Genomic DNA, 13,882 nt, shown 5'->3' with positions numbered 1-13,882 from the left:
CACAAAATATTAAAATATTAAGGAAGGCAGAGACAATGAGCTCAAGCAATCATCATCGCTTAATTATATTAGGTTCAGGGCCAGCAGGTTACACCGCCGCAGTCTATGCCGCAAGAGCCAATCTTCATCCAGTTTTAATTACTGGAATGCAACCTGGAGGTCAACTCACGACCACCACAGATGTAGATAACTGGCCTGGTGACATCGAGGGATTACAAGGCCCTGCCCTGATGGAGCGTATGCAAAAACACGCAGAACGCTTTGATACTCAAATTATTTTTGATCATATTGTTAAAGCGAATTTAACACAAGCACCTTTTACTCTTCATGGCGATAGCGATACCTATACTTGTGACGCGCTGATCATTGCAACAGGAGCTTCTGCACGCTACCTGGGATTAGAATCGGAGTCAGCTTATCAAGGTAGAGGAGTATCTGCCTGCGCCACCTGCGATGGCTTTTTTTACCGCAATAAAGCAGTTTGCGTTATTGGTGGAGGGAATACTGCTGTTGAAGAGGCACTCTATTTATCAAATCTTGCCTCTACTGTAACTTTAGTGCATCGACGAGACAGCCTGCGTGCTGAAAAAATTCTTCAGGATAAACTTTTTGAAAAAACACGCAATGGTAATATTAAAATAATATGGAACGCTACTCTTGATGAAGTAATTGGCGATGATAAAAAAGTAACTGGTGCTTTAATCCGCAATGTACAAAATGATACAAAAGAATTATTAAATGTGGATGGCGTATTCATCGCCATAGGACATACACCCAACACTGATTTATTTAAAGACCAGCTTCTCATGAATAATGGTTATATCGTTATTAAATCGGGACTGGAAGGGATGGCAACCAGCACTTCCATTCCAGGTGTATTTGCCTGTGGCGACGTGGCAGATCATGTGTATCGACAAGCCATTACCTCTGCTGGCTTTGGTTGTATGGCAGCACTTGATGCAGAACAATATTTAGATTTGAATTTGGGGAATATATAGTCTCGTAAATCTTGTTACCCGGATTACGCGGCGCTAATCTGGGCTACACTGTTTTTGATGACTCAGATGCTTTTTGTTGGTTAAGCATTTTCAACATAATATCTTTTCCCATAGCCTCAACCATTTTCATAAATAAAGGTGGTTTTTTTTCTTGCAAGCGCTGCAAATCGGTATACCGCCAATACAAATAATCTACAGGCTCTTGTGCATGGATTGTAGTATTCGCTTTCCCATCTCTAAAATAACTCATCTCACCAATAAAGTGATAGGGACCAAGCTCAAGAATAGATCCCTCTACTTCAATATAGACTTTCCCTTTTGTAATCAACATGAGATTTTCTACAGGATTTCCCTTAATTAATATTTCTTTATTACTGGAAGTACCTCGATAACTTAATTTAATAAGACGAACAAAATCACTCGTTTGCATATCAGAAAAAAATAAATCTTTTATTTGCTGTAAATCATAAGGCAAATCTCTGGGGATCATATCTCTTAACAAGATGCCGATCTGTACGAAATTAATGAGTAATGATGCGATAGCCCAAAACGCAACAGGAGGAACATTTGCTAATGCCCCATAAAGCAAAAACGATAAATCAGATAATACAAATATGGTACGAATAAAAAGCACCTTCCTAAAGCTAAGGCTAAGAAGAATTAAAATATTTCCCAAACTATACAAATAATCCAATTGTTTCCTCCAATTCTTGTTTATAATAATTGTAGAATACAAAAAGACTCTATGAGAGAAAAATTCCAGATAAATCTAGGAGATTGTATTGGGTTATAATGAAATCTACTCCTTTCCGAATCCAGAAAATAGTGATGATCAGGGTTTATTATTCATTGGCGGTGATTTATCTCCCCAACGCATACTTCAAGCGTATAGACAAGGCATTTTTCCCTGGTACGAACCTGGAATGCCCATTCTTTGGTGGTCCCCAAATCCAAGGCTTATATTGATTCCCACCGAATTCAAGGTGTCTCGTAGTTTGCAAAAATCACTAAAAAAACCCTTTACCTTCACTGTGGATACTGAATTTAGACAAGTCATTATGGCATGCGCTACTTGTTCAGGTCGAATTGATAATACTTGGATAACTCAAGAGATGATTGAAGCATATACCCACTTGCATACGATGGGCTATGCACATTCCTTTGAAATATGGTATGAGAATAAACTGGTTGGAGGCTTGTATGGACTCAGCTTAGGCCATGCTTTTTTTGGTGAATCGATGTTCCATAAAATGACTGATGCATCAAAAATTGCTTTTTATTATTTATCTAAAACCATGGCAGAATGGAATTTTGATTTTATTGATTGCCAAATTCCCACGAGTCATTTACAAAACCTTGGAGCTAAAATTATTGATCGTAGAGAATTTCTTCATTTACTGCATCAATCATTAGAACACCCTACAAAAAAAGGCTTATGGAACATCTGTTTGACTTAATTATTTCAAACAATAACAATAATGTACTATCATTATACAATGCGAATTAGTAATTATCATTCACGTAGGTAATGCCCTCATGAAATGATAATGTAATGTGTTAAGCACCTGGAGTATTTTTCTATGGAATCAAAACCAGCGTCAAAGGTTCCTGTTATTTTTGGAAAAATTGAGGAGAGCGTATTACATAAAATTTTGGAAAACAACGATGCCAAAAAAAAAGAAACTAAAGCCGTATTTTTAATTAGAGAAGATAAGAATTTTCAAGGGCTTATGACTGTTTCATATTACTCACAAGAACAAGATATGGTAAAAAATCTCCGATTCGGCTTAACCAACGAAGGTTGGAAACGTGTACCCAAGCCCCCTAAAGAGCCTTCATTTACTGCTACACTCGAGGTAAAAACTAAATATATTCGTGATAAGGAAAAATTTGATAAAGAAATGCAGAGTTTTATCAAAACTGCAAAGACTCTATTTGAACAAAAAGCTACCCCCGAGCAAATTAAGATGTTAAGCCTCGAATTAAAAAAAGAAGAGTATGGATTTGATCTGAGTAGACTTATTAGACCGAGCCATACACAAGTGAGTAAGGAAAAGCATTTTTTGGGCTACGTTGGTGATGCATTTATAACTGAAGATACCCCTCATTTAACCAATATCAATAAAAATTTAGGTTCAAACTTAACTTGATAAATAGTTTACAGATGGTGATACAAATAAACCCCATTACGAAATGACATTATAGTTAAATTTTGACGCGCTTAGATTGCCATTTTCTTCATTTTAGTGCAGTATACACGCATATCCAATAAACATTATTTGGTACATCACTGAGAGACCTATGGCAAAAGAAGATCATATAGAAATGGCTGGTACCGTTATAGATACCCTACCCAACACCATGTTTCGTGTTGAATTAGAAAATGGACATGTTATCACTGCACACATTTCTGGTCGTATGCGTAAAAATTACATTAGAATTTTGACTGGCGACAAAGTTAAAGTCGAGTTAACCCCTTATGACTTAACTAAAGGCCGCATCATATTCCGCGATAAAAACTAGGCGGCATCTTATTTAAAAAACTTTTCTTTACGACATGTGATCTACATGTTTTCCCGGGTATGGCTTTCGCTCCTCACCAACTACGGTTAGATGACGGTTTCATCTTTTGTAGTCGAATTGGCGCAGCATAACCCGGGACTATGTTACCGACTATAAAGCTTCAAATATTGCTGCGGCACCCATGCCCGTACCAATGCACATGGTGACCATCCCATATCGTCCTTTAATCCTCCTTAGACCATGCAATAAAGTAGCCGTTCTTATCGCCCCCGTAGCACCTAAAGGATGTCCTAAGGCAATAGCTCCGCCTAAAGGATTTACCTTGCTTAAAGGAAGATCGAGTTCTTTAATTACAGCCAAAGCTTGAGCGGCAAATGCCTCGTTAAGCTCTATCCAATCAAGTTGCTCTATAGTAATACCTGCTCGCTTTAAGGCGACAGGAATCGCCTTTATAGGACCAATTCCCATAATTTCAGGTGGAACACCAGCTACAGCATAACTCAACAATCGACCAATCGGTTTTAAATTATATTGACGCAAAGCTTGCTCACTGGCGAGTAAAGCAATACCGGCTCCATCACTAGTTTGTGAACTGTTTCCTGCAGTAACTGTTCCTTTTGCGGCAAAAACAGGTTTTAATTTAGAAATGACTTCATAAGAAGTATCTGCTCGTGGCCCTTCATCATCATTAATCCACTTTTTCTTTACCAAAGTGGTAGAATGACCTAAGTCAGCCTGTCTTATAGTAATTTCTACGGGGCTAATTTCTGCTTTAAAATCACCCCGTTGTTGTGCCGCTACCGCTTTCTTATGACTTTCAGCAGCAAATTCATCTTGCTGTTCACGAGTAATTTCCCAGCGTTTTGCAACATTTTCTGCAGTAATCCCCATGCCATATGCGATCGCGATATCTTCGTTATTGAATATAATAGGGTTAGCTGTGTATTTATTTCCACCTAAAGGAACCATGGACATACTTTCAACACCACCTGCAAGGGCCAAGTGTATATCCCCACAACGTATGGTCTCTGCAACTGTAGCAATACTTTGTACTCCAGAAGAACAAAAACGGTTGATTGTCATTGCAGGAACAGATTGAGGTAAATCAGCAAGTAACGCTGCAATACGTGCCACATTCATGCCTTGTTCAGCCTCAGGCATAGCACAACCTATTGCAATATCCCCTATTTCTTGGTGATCCACAGATGGATTACGCTCCATTAAATTTTTAATTACATGAGCCAATAAATCGTCCGGTAAAGTATGTTTAAATACACCACGTGGTGCTTTACCAACAGGAGTACGTAATGCGTCAACTATATATACATTAGTCATTTTTAAATCTCCCTTAATTGCGTAACGGCTTGCCAGTCTCTAATAAATGACTAATCCGTGCTTGTGTTAATGGTGATGCAGCAAGTGTTATAAAGGCTTCACGCTCTAATTTAAGCATCCAGTTTTCATCAACAAAAGTGTTTTGATTGAGATTGCCACCACAAAGTACAGTTGCCAACTCCGTCGCAATAAAATAATCATGCTGAGAGATGAATCCACCTTCTAACCAGTTAACTAAACCTGCTTGCAATCGTGCTTTACCTTCAATTCCTGCAATTTGAAACTGTTTCTTTAAAGGAGGCAGATAATTCGCTGCATGCATAAAATTAATCTTGGCCAAGGCTACATAAAGTACCTCATCCGCATGCATCACATAGCTGTCTGTACTGCGCAAATACCCCATCTGCATTGCATCGGCAGCTGAACCAGCAACTTGTGCAGTAGCTATTTGTTGGTAGTAACTCTGTAACACTGTCATTAAATCACCTTTAGGAGCAAGATGAGCAGCCCGCATTGCCATCTCCTTACACCCACCACCAGCAGGTATCACTCCGACCCCAAACTCAACTAGGCCTGGATAAGCTTCAAAAGCAGCAACAACAGCATCACAGTGCATCATTAATTCACAACCACCACCAAGAGCACGTCCTCTCAGAGCCGCAACTGTTGGGATAGAACTGTATTTAAAACGCAAAACCACACGTTGAAATTGTCCAATCATATCGTCCAAAGCTTGCATTTTCTTGTCTTTAATTAAACTTAGAACACCATGTAAATCAGCACCAGAACTAAAATTAGTTGCGTCTTGTTGATAAATGATCATCCCACGGCATTGTTTCTCTGCAACGTCAACTGCAGCTTCCAGTCCATCAAGAACTGATTGCCCCACTGTATTCGCTTTACTTTTAAAACTCACTACAGCAACATCATCTTGTAAATGCCATAAGCGCACACCTTCATTTTCATAAATTACAGATGTAGAATGAGCTGTTTCCTTAATGACACGGTCGGTAAAAAATTGGCGTTTGTAAACAGGCAGTTGACTTCGAGGCTGATAATTATTTATTTGTGGAGAATAAGCACCTTTTTCGGTATAGAAGGCATCGATTTCAAAAAGCCACCCAGGTAATTGTGCTGTACTAAGTGCTGATTTTTCTTTTATAGCCTGGTTAATATACTGTGTCATTCTTGTCAAATCAGCTAACTGCCATGTTTCAAATGGTCCTTGCATCCAACCAAAGCCCCACCGTATTGCCAAATCAACGTCTCTAACATTGTCTGCAATTGCCTCAAGATGATACGCACAATAATGAAATAAATCTCTGAAACATGCCGCCAAAAATTGCGCTTGCTTATTGTTGGAAGTGATAAGTTTTTGCATACGCGCAGCAGGATCAGACTCACGCATAATTGCTTTTAACTCATCATTCACAGCAGGTTGAGCTGGGCGATAAGTCGCGGATTTAATATCATACACCTCGATAATCTTGCCATTTTTTCTGTAAATACCTTGACCAGTTTTTTGCCCCAAATGCCCTTCTTTAATCAGATTAGTGAGCCATTCAGGAAGTTTAAAGCTGTGATGCCATGGATCATCTTGCAACTGTTGCTGCATTGTATGGATTACATGTTGCATAGTATCTAAACCAACAACGTCCATAGTACGAAAAGTTGCAGACTTTGGTCGCCCCAACAAAGGGCCAGTTAATGCATCGACTTCATCCAATCCCATATCCATAGCAAAAGCATGATGCAAAGTCGTTAAGAGTGAAAATACGCCAATACGATTACCAATAAAATTAGGTGTATCTTTAGCACGCACCACTCCTTTACCCAAATAACGTGTTAACCACGTCTCCAGATTATCTACTAATTCTTTATCCGTAGTTTTAGCAGGAATCAGTTCAGCGAGATGCATGTAACGTGGGGGATTAAAAAAATGCACACCGCAAAAATTCTTTCTATGCGCTTCGGGTAAAACAGAGCATAATGAATCAATACTTAAACCCGATGTATTACTCACTAGAATAGAATGTTCTGCTATAAATGGTGAAATACGCTTGTATAAATCTTCTTTCCAGTCCAAGCGTTCAGCAATTGCTTCGATAATTAAATCGCATGAAGATAAATCAGCAAGGTGTTGTTCATAATTTCGTGCTTGCAATAACGCACCAGTTTGGGTTGTTGCAAGCGGAGCAGGTTTTAGCTTCCCTAAATTAGCTATTGCTTTATCGATCAGCGCATTCGTGTTCCCCTCTTTAGACGCCAAATCATAAAGTAAGGTTTCAAAACCTGCGTTAACACAGTGCGCCGCAATCTGTGCCCCCATAACACCGGCTCCCAGAACTGCGACTTTTTTAATAAAAAAAGGTCCCTGCATTTCATTTTCCCTCGTTAATTAAAATGTAGCCTGGGTGAAGCGAAGCGTAACCCGGGTTTCTTATCGTACAAAACAACCCGGGTTACGCTTCGCTTCACCCAGGCTACAATTTTTACTGTACTTCGCGCGGTTATAATTTGCGGCTCAGTATCAATCAAGCCAAATCAAAACGAATACCTTGAGCTAAAGGTAATTCGTTTCCCCAGTTAATCGTATTGGTTTGTCGACGCATGTATGCTTTCCAGGAATCAGACCCCGACTCACGACCACCACCGGTTTCTTTTTCTCCTCCAAACGCGCCGCCAATTTCGGCACCTGAAGTACCGATGTTGATATTGGCTATACCGCAATCACTTCCCCAGGCACTTAAAAAATGCTCTGCATTTTTTAAATTTTGAGTAAACATGGCAGAAGATAAACCCTGAGGTACATGATTTTGTAACGCAATCGCTTCATCAATGGTCTGAAAAGGCATAACATATAAAATCGGTGCAAATGTTTCTTCTTGTACAATATCCCAATGATTTTTTACATCACATACCAATGTAGGTTGTACAAAAAAGCCTGGGCCATGTATTGGTTGACCACCAAAAATAATTCGCCCGCCTGCTTCTTTGATTTGAACTATTGCTTGATTAAATTGATCTACAGCTTGTTTATCAATAAGCGGACCCATTAAATTGATCTTATCTAAAGGATCACCAATTGTTATCTGTTCATAAGCAAAACGTAACCGTTCAACGACATAATCGTACTTGGAATGATGAACAAATAAACGACGTGTAGAAGTGCATCGTTGCCCCGCAGTACCCACTGCTCCAAAAACAATCGCAGGAATTGCTAAATGAAGATCAGCTGACTCATCAAGAATTATCGCATTGTTACCACCTAACTCCAGAATAGTCTTACCCAATCGGGCAGCAACTTTTGCGGCAACTTGCTTTCCTACTGCCGTTGAGCCAGTAAATGAAATAAGAGGAATGCGTTTATCATTAACGAGAGCCTCAACTACATCATGGTCTTCCGGAATAACTAAACTAAATATTTCAGGACAACCATTAGCTTTTAACACATCATTACAAATATGCTGAACGGCTATGGCACACAAGGGAGTCTTTGCCGAAGGTTTCCACAGAGTCACATTACCACAAATAGCCGCAAGAAAAGCATTCCAAGACCAAACTGCTACTGGGAAGTTAAATGCAGAAATAACACCTACTATACCATAGGGGTGCCATTGCTCATACATTCTGTGTTGAGGACGTTCAGAATGCATCGTATTCCCATATAACATTCGTGATTGACCTACTGCAAAATCAGCAATATCAATCATTTCCTGAACTTCACCATCCCCTTCCTGCTTGGACTTACCCATTTCTAAAGAAACCAAACTACCTAAGGCATCTTTATGTTCACGCAATGCTTGACCAATTTGCCTTATTATTTCGCCTCTTTTTGGAGCTGGAACTTTTCTCCACTCATGTGCCGCATACTGCGCACGGGTCATAATCTCCTCATAATCATCCATAGTGCAGGTTGCTATTTCTGCAAGCTTTTCACCATTTGCTGGATTATAAGAGATTAACTGATGTTCATGAACTCCACTTTGCCAACCCTGACCACTATACGCGCCTGGATTAACTGCATGAATTTTCAAGCGTTTTAATATATCCATTCATTATCTCCATAGTAGCCCGGGTACAACTATGTAAAACCCGGGAACAGTACAACGACATCCCAGGTTACGCGTAATAGCGACCAAATCGATTTTCTAAAACAGCAGACAAGTGGAATTTTTCCTGTAATACAAGACCCTTATATTCATTAGATTGTCCCAGTACCAAATCCACTACTGCACAAACACCTGAAGCAGTACTTATTTGAATTGCTGACCACTCCAAACCACAAATTTCTTCGGGATAAATCTTTTTCACATAATTTTTTTCCGTCAACTCGCCACGCTTCATTCCTTCAACGGACACATAGACAATAACAAGATCTTGATACGTTTTGGGAATTGCATTTTCCAAAATGCGTTTTAAAGTAGGCCTGTCTTGATTTAGTCTTAAGTCGTTCATTAATAAACGCATCTTTGAACAATGGCCTGGATAGCGCATTGTTTTATAATTCATGGTTTGTACTTTACCAGCGTGCATCTCTGCCAAACTTCCCAACCCTCCAGAAGTATTAAACGCTTCATATTCACAACCATCAATTTGAATGGTTTCCAATCCTTCTAAAGGTGCCAAAGTGACCGCCTTTCCATATTTAATTGCATAACACGGGTTGCCGTATTCGTTGATCACCCCATCAGTGGACCACGTTAATGAGTATTGAAGTGCATTGTTTGCATTTTGTGGAAGAGCTCCTACACGTAATTTCACATGATAATTCTCTTCAAACTCCTGCATAAGACTATTCGCTGCAATGCTAATAAAGCCAGGAGCTAATCCGCATTGAGGAACGAAAGCAGTTTCTGCATCAAGCGCGATTGCCTTTACAGCTTCTGTAACTGCTGTATCTTCCGTGAGATCAAAATAATGCGCTTTAGCAGCTTTTGCAGCTTCAGCAACATAGGTATTTAAAAAATATGGAAGGCTTGAAATCACAGCAACAATATCATGTTTTTCCATGTAAGCTTGTGTTGACTGCTGATCTTTAACATCTAAGGCTACAGTTTTAATTTGGGGTACTGCTTCCAACAGCCTTTTCACATCCGATCCATTAAAATCGATATCAACTAAATGAACCTGGTAGGAACCACTGTCTGATAATAAACAAGCGATTAAGCTACCAATTTTCCCTGCGCCAGTAATCATTACATTATACATTTAATCCCTCTCCCATTATAAAACGCGATCATCCTACACAAAATATTGGGAATTGGATAGTATTCTCTGAACTATACTCAAGAAACTCAACGTGTTATTTTTTAAAAATCGAGTTATTCCTATTTTTGATGCATAATGTTGTAAAAACCTCTATTTAAAAATATTTTTTGGATTTGGCAAAAGGAGTTTGTCATGTATAAATCAAAAAAGAAGCATCCAAAATCAGTTGGAAATATACAACCCCATCTATCCACTGAATCAGAAAAAAAATGCGACTATGAAGGGCTTAGTTACGATAGACTATTCCATGCAGCAATCAGCCAATTCAGCAACTGGTTATCACCTGGTACGCTCTTGCTATCTTTTGCAGATTGGTTAATTTATTTATATTTTTCACCAGCAAAACTAGCCAACTTAAATAAAGAAGCACTCAAAAAATTGGGCCATTTATTGTTGTATATACAACAACAGAGTCAGGATGAATGCGAACCTTGTATCGAAGTGCGTCAAACAGATTATCGCTTTCAAAATGAGTTATGGTCTCAATTTCCATTCAACGTATATTCTCAATCTTTTTTGTTAACTGAAGAATGGTGGGATGATGCCACTACACATCTTCGTGGGGTTTCCAAACATAATGAAAATATTGTTAATTTTGTCACACGTCAATTTTTGGATGTCTGTGCTCCCTCAAATGTTCCTGGAATGAATCCTGAAGTAATTACTGAGACACTTAATGAGGGAGGTATGAATTTTATCAAAGGATGGAATAATTTTATTGATGACGTGACCAGGAATCTAAATAATGAACCGCCTGCAGGCAGTGAACACTACAAAGTAGGAGAAAACATAGCGATAACACCTGGAAAGGTTATTTATAGAAATCAATTAATTGAGCTTATCCAATATGAGCCAACAACATCCACTGTCTATCCAGAACCTATCTTAATCATCCCTGCCTGGATTATGAAGTATTACATACTCGATCTTTCACCTAACAATTCCATGGTTAAATTTTTAGTGGATAAAGGACACACGGTATTCATGATTTCCTGGAAAAATCCAACTTCTGAAGATCGGGACTTAGATTTCTCCGATTATGCAATACATGGTGTGATGGATGCATTAAATACAATTAATCAAATTATCCCAAATGAAAAAATCCATACAGTAGGTTATTGTATCGGAGGAACCTTATTAACCATGGTTGCAGCAAAAATGGCGGCAAAAGAAGATGATCGATTAAAATCAATGACTTTGTTTGCAGCCCAAACTGATTTTCAGGATGCAGGTGAACTGCAGTTATTTATTGACGAAAACCAACTTACTTACATTGAAGACATTATGTGGGAAAAAGGCTACCTGGACGGGTCTCAAATGGCCGGTGCGTTCAGTATGTTACGGTCTATAGATCTCATTTGGTCTCGCCTGGTTTATGATTATTTATTGGGTAAACGACAGAAGGTCAGTGACTTAATGGCATGGGACTATGATACTACAAGAATGCCCTACAAAATGCATAGCGAGTATTTACGTAGTTTATTTTTAAATAACGACTTAGTTGAAGGACGTTTTAACATTCTTGATGAAACTGTCAATCTTGCCGACATCAGGGTACCAATTTTTGCCGTAAGTACCATAAAAGATCACATAGCACCTTGGAAATCCGTTTATAAAATTCATTACTTTACTGATAGTGATATTACATTTGTATTAACTGATGCAGGACACAACACAGGGATTGTTAATGAGCCAGGTGATTCCAGCCGAAGCTATCAAATGCTAACACATAAACTAGATGATAAGCATTTAGCTCCAGATGTTTGGCTAGAAAGAGCGCCTCATTTTGAAGGCTCCTGGTGGCCAACCTGGGAAAAATGGCTTGTGGATTATTCAGGACCTAAAAAGAAACCACCTGAACTGGGTAACCCCGCAAAAAATATAAGGCCACTTTGCGATGCACCAGGGACTTATGTTCTGAAAAAATAACATAAATCTCCTGGAGAGCGTACTGAGCATAAAATCTACCATTCATCACAATTTTAAAATCTTGAGGAAAAGCCTGATTTGAGCTGTAGCCTGGGGGAAGCGCAGCGAAACCCGGGATTGGTGGTTTTATTCATGTCCGTAAACCCGGGTTTCGCTGCGCTTCCCCCTGGCTACAAAGTGCCCAGGATTATAAAATGTTTCACTAATTCTTGACCTAAGAAGAGGACTCCATTATCTTACTCTTTTATAATTTTTTTACACCCATGAAGCAAACCGCTTTAGCCAATGCCATTCCCTTGAATTCCTCAATTCGTCTTGGCTATGTTAAATATTTTTTTGTATTTATAGCAGGCCTAATGGCGCCCTTTGGTTTTGCACCTTTTCATATACCAGGGCTGACACTATTAAGTTTGGCATTCCTTTATTCTAGCCTTCAAAATTGCTCTAGAAAACAAGGTTTTTTTCTGGGACTTCTCTACGGTATCGGTTATTTCGGGTTTGGAGTTTCTTGGGTCATAGTCAGTATTCATGATTATGGTCAACTCAATTATTGCCTTGCGGGATTAGTTACATTAATTTTCATTATGTATCTTTCGCTCTTCCCCGCACTTGTTGCTTACCTATATAAATTGCTTGAAGATAAAAATCGAAAGCTTCTCTCTTTAACTCTATTTTGTGTCTTATGGTGTTTGAGCGAGTATTGCCGCGCTTCTTTATTTACTGGCTTCCCCTGGTTGTTAGTAGGCACACCTCTTATTGATACGCCAATAAAATACATTGCTCCTATTTTAGGAGTTTATGGACTAAGTTTAGTTTGTGTCTTTATTTCGGCATTACTCACTTTAGCTGTCTCACAAAACTCCCCAAAACGTTACCACTATTTAATCGTTATTGTGCTGATTCTTATCAGCCCAACACTATGCAAAAATATTTCATGGTCTCAAATCAAGCAAGAGCCTATTAGCATTGGCGCTGTTCAAGCTAATTTATCCATGCGAGATAAATGGGATGAAACCTTATTTTGGAACTTACTAAAGTACTATGAAAATGCGATTAATAAACTTTTAGGAAAACAATTAATTATTTTGCCCGAGTCAGCCATACCGCTTCCCGCAAGTTATTTGGATAAATATTTACTTAAGCTGAATAATAAAGCATTGAAAGCAAAAAGTGCGCTTATGTTAGGTATTTTACAGCCTACAAATGATAGGGAAACTAATTATTACAACTCAGTGATTACGCTTGGACAAGCAAAAGGAAAAAAACTCAAACGCCAACTCGTTCCTTTTGGAGAATACATTCCCAAACCTTTAGTTAAGATTAATCGTTGGCTTAATTTACCTGAACCCAATTTATTGCCCGGAAAAAGAAAACAATCTCTAATTCGAATTGAAAACCATCCAATAGCTAGTCTCATTTGTTATGAGATTGTTTATCCGAAACTATTGCGCGAACAAATGCCTAAAGCTCAATGGATCGTATCCATTAGTGACAATGGCTGGTTTGGACACTCATTAGCCAGCTACCAACAATTACAAATGGCCCAAGTCCTTTCTCTGCTTACAGGTCGCTATCAGGTAGTTGTCAATAATGACGGTCTATCATCAGTCATAGCCTCCAACGGAGATATAATAGAAAGTCTTCCTCCTTTTAGTCCCGGTCTTTTACAAAGTAGTATATTTCCTGCTGAAGGTTTGACTCCCTGGATCATTTGGTATGAGTATCCTTCTCTCATTTTTTGCTCAATTTTCCTTATTTTTATACTTTTTATTCAACTTCGTCGCTTATTCCAACAATAATCTATTGCTGGCAGACACAAGAGGAGT

The 13,882-nt window shown here is 38.8% G+C and carries 11 protein-coding genes; 6 read left to right on the top strand and 5 right to left on the bottom strand.

The annotated features are described in order from the left end of the window. The first annotated feature begins 35 nt into the window (after window positions 1-35). Window positions 36-998, top strand: a complete 963-nt coding sequence (gene trxB, locus Lstg_RS01195; protein ID WP_058475833.1) for a thioredoxin-disulfide reductase — start codon at window positions 36-38, stop codon at window positions 996-998. A 43-nt stretch (window positions 999-1,041) separates the two neighbouring features. On the opposite strand, the gene Lstg_RS01190 is transcribed toward trxB, so the two are convergent. Next, window positions 1,042-1,692 (bottom strand): cyclic nucleotide-binding domain-containing protein, encoded by a 651-nt coding sequence (locus tag Lstg_RS01190; RefSeq protein ID WP_082650772.1) that lies wholly within the window; start codon window positions 1,690-1,692, stop codon window positions 1,042-1,044. 88 nt (window positions 1,693-1,780) lie between these two features. Between Lstg_RS01190 and aat the strand changes: the two genes are divergently transcribed. From aat to infA, 3 genes are all read left to right on the top strand, one after another. After that, a complete protein-coding gene (aat, locus tag Lstg_RS01185) occupies window positions 1,781-2,455 on the top strand; it encodes a leucyl/phenylalanyl-tRNA--protein transferase (RefSeq protein ID WP_058475832.1) in 675 nt (224 codons plus the stop codon). Between the two features lie 123 nt (window positions 2,456-2,578). Then, entirely contained in the window at window positions 2,579-3,148 is a 570-nt protein-coding gene (locus Lstg_RS01180; protein WP_058475831.1) for a hypothetical protein, read from the top strand. 151 nt (window positions 3,149-3,299) lie between these two features. Beyond that, window positions 3,300-3,521, top strand: a complete 222-nt coding sequence (gene infA, locus Lstg_RS01175; protein ID WP_019233117.1) for a translation initiation factor IF-1 — start codon at window positions 3,300-3,302, stop codon at window positions 3,519-3,521. A 150-nt stretch (window positions 3,522-3,671) separates the two neighbouring features. Here infA and Lstg_RS01170 read toward each other — a convergent pair whose 3' ends face one another. The 4 genes from Lstg_RS01170 to Lstg_RS01155 form a co-directional block, all read right to left on the bottom strand. Next, window positions 3,672-4,856 carry an acetyl-CoA C-acyltransferase gene (locus tag Lstg_RS01170; RefSeq protein ID WP_058475830.1) on the bottom strand — a complete coding sequence of 395 codons (1,185 nt, stop codon included), beginning with the start codon at window positions 4,854-4,856 and terminating at the stop codon, window positions 3,672-3,674. Between the two features lie 13 nt (window positions 4,857-4,869). After that, window positions 4,870-7,236: a 3-hydroxyacyl-CoA dehydrogenase/enoyl-CoA hydratase family protein gene (locus Lstg_RS01165; RefSeq protein ID WP_058475829.1), complete on the bottom strand. Its 2,367-nt coding sequence runs from the start codon at window positions 7,234-7,236 to the stop codon at window positions 4,870-4,872. 154 nt (window positions 7,237-7,390) lie between these two features. Next, a complete protein-coding gene (gene amaB, locus Lstg_RS01160) occupies window positions 7,391-8,911 on the bottom strand; it encodes an L-piperidine-6-carboxylate dehydrogenase (protein WP_058475828.1) in 1,521 nt (506 codons plus the stop codon). Between the two features lie 67 nt (window positions 8,912-8,978). Further along, window positions 8,979-10,067, bottom strand: a complete 1,089-nt coding sequence (locus Lstg_RS01155; protein WP_058475827.1) for a saccharopine dehydrogenase family protein — start codon at window positions 10,065-10,067, stop codon at window positions 8,979-8,981. Between the two features lie 192 nt (window positions 10,068-10,259). Here Lstg_RS01155 and Lstg_RS01150 point away from each other — a divergent pair, with 192 nt between their 5' ends. After that, a complete protein-coding gene (locus Lstg_RS01150; RefSeq protein WP_058475826.1) occupies window positions 10,260-12,056 on the top strand; it encodes a PHA/PHB synthase family protein in 1,797 nt (598 codons plus the stop codon). A gap of 263 nt (window positions 12,057-12,319) precedes the next feature. Beyond that, window positions 12,320-13,855 carry an apolipoprotein N-acyltransferase gene (lnt, locus tag Lstg_RS01145; protein WP_058475825.1) on the top strand — a complete coding sequence of 512 codons (1,536 nt, stop codon included), beginning with the start codon at window positions 12,320-12,322 and terminating at the stop codon, window positions 13,853-13,855. Window positions 13,856-13,882: the final 27 nt, after the last annotated feature.

Source organism: Legionella steigerwaltii, from assembly GCF_001468065.1.
Classification (GTDB): Bacteria; Pseudomonadota; Gammaproteobacteria; order Legionellales; family Legionellaceae; genus Legionella; species Legionella steigerwaltii.
Note: the sequence above shows the minus strand (reverse complement) of the source record. Positions and strands in the feature narration are given on the sequence as shown.

What these genes read in the sequence shown, in the direction of transcription:
- trxB (WP_058475833.1), top strand. Translation starts at nt 36, where the DNA reads ATGAGCTCAAGCAATCATCATCGCTTAATTATATTAGGTTCAGGGCCA.
- Lstg_RS01180 (WP_058475831.1), top strand. Translation starts at nt 2,579, where the DNA reads ATGGAATCAAAACCAGCGTCAAAGGTTCCTGTTATTTTTGGAAAAATT.
- infA (WP_019233117.1), top strand. Translation starts at nt 3,300, where the DNA reads ATGGCAAAAGAAGATCATATAGAAATGGCTGGTACCGTTATAGATACC.
- Lstg_RS01170 (WP_058475830.1), bottom strand. Translation starts at nt 4,856, where the DNA reads ATGACTAATGTATATATAGTTGACGCATTACGTACTCCTGTTGGTAAA.
- Lstg_RS01165 (WP_058475829.1), bottom strand. Translation starts at nt 7,236, where the DNA reads ATGCAGGGACCTTTTTTTATTAAAAAAGTCGCAGTTCTGGGAGCCGGT.
- amaB (WP_058475828.1), bottom strand. Translation starts at nt 8,911, where the DNA reads ATGGATATATTAAAACGCTTGAAAATTCATGCAGTTAATCCAGGCGCG.
- Lstg_RS01155 (WP_058475827.1), bottom strand. Translation starts at nt 10,067, where the DNA reads ATGTATAATGTAATGATTACTGGCGCAGGGAAAATTGGTAGCTTAATC.
- Lstg_RS01150 (WP_058475826.1), top strand. Translation starts at nt 10,260, where the DNA reads ATGTATAAATCAAAAAAGAAGCATCCAAAATCAGTTGGAAATATACAA.
- lnt (WP_058475825.1), top strand. Translation starts at nt 12,320, where the DNA reads ATGAAGCAAACCGCTTTAGCCAATGCCATTCCCTTGAATTCCTCAATT.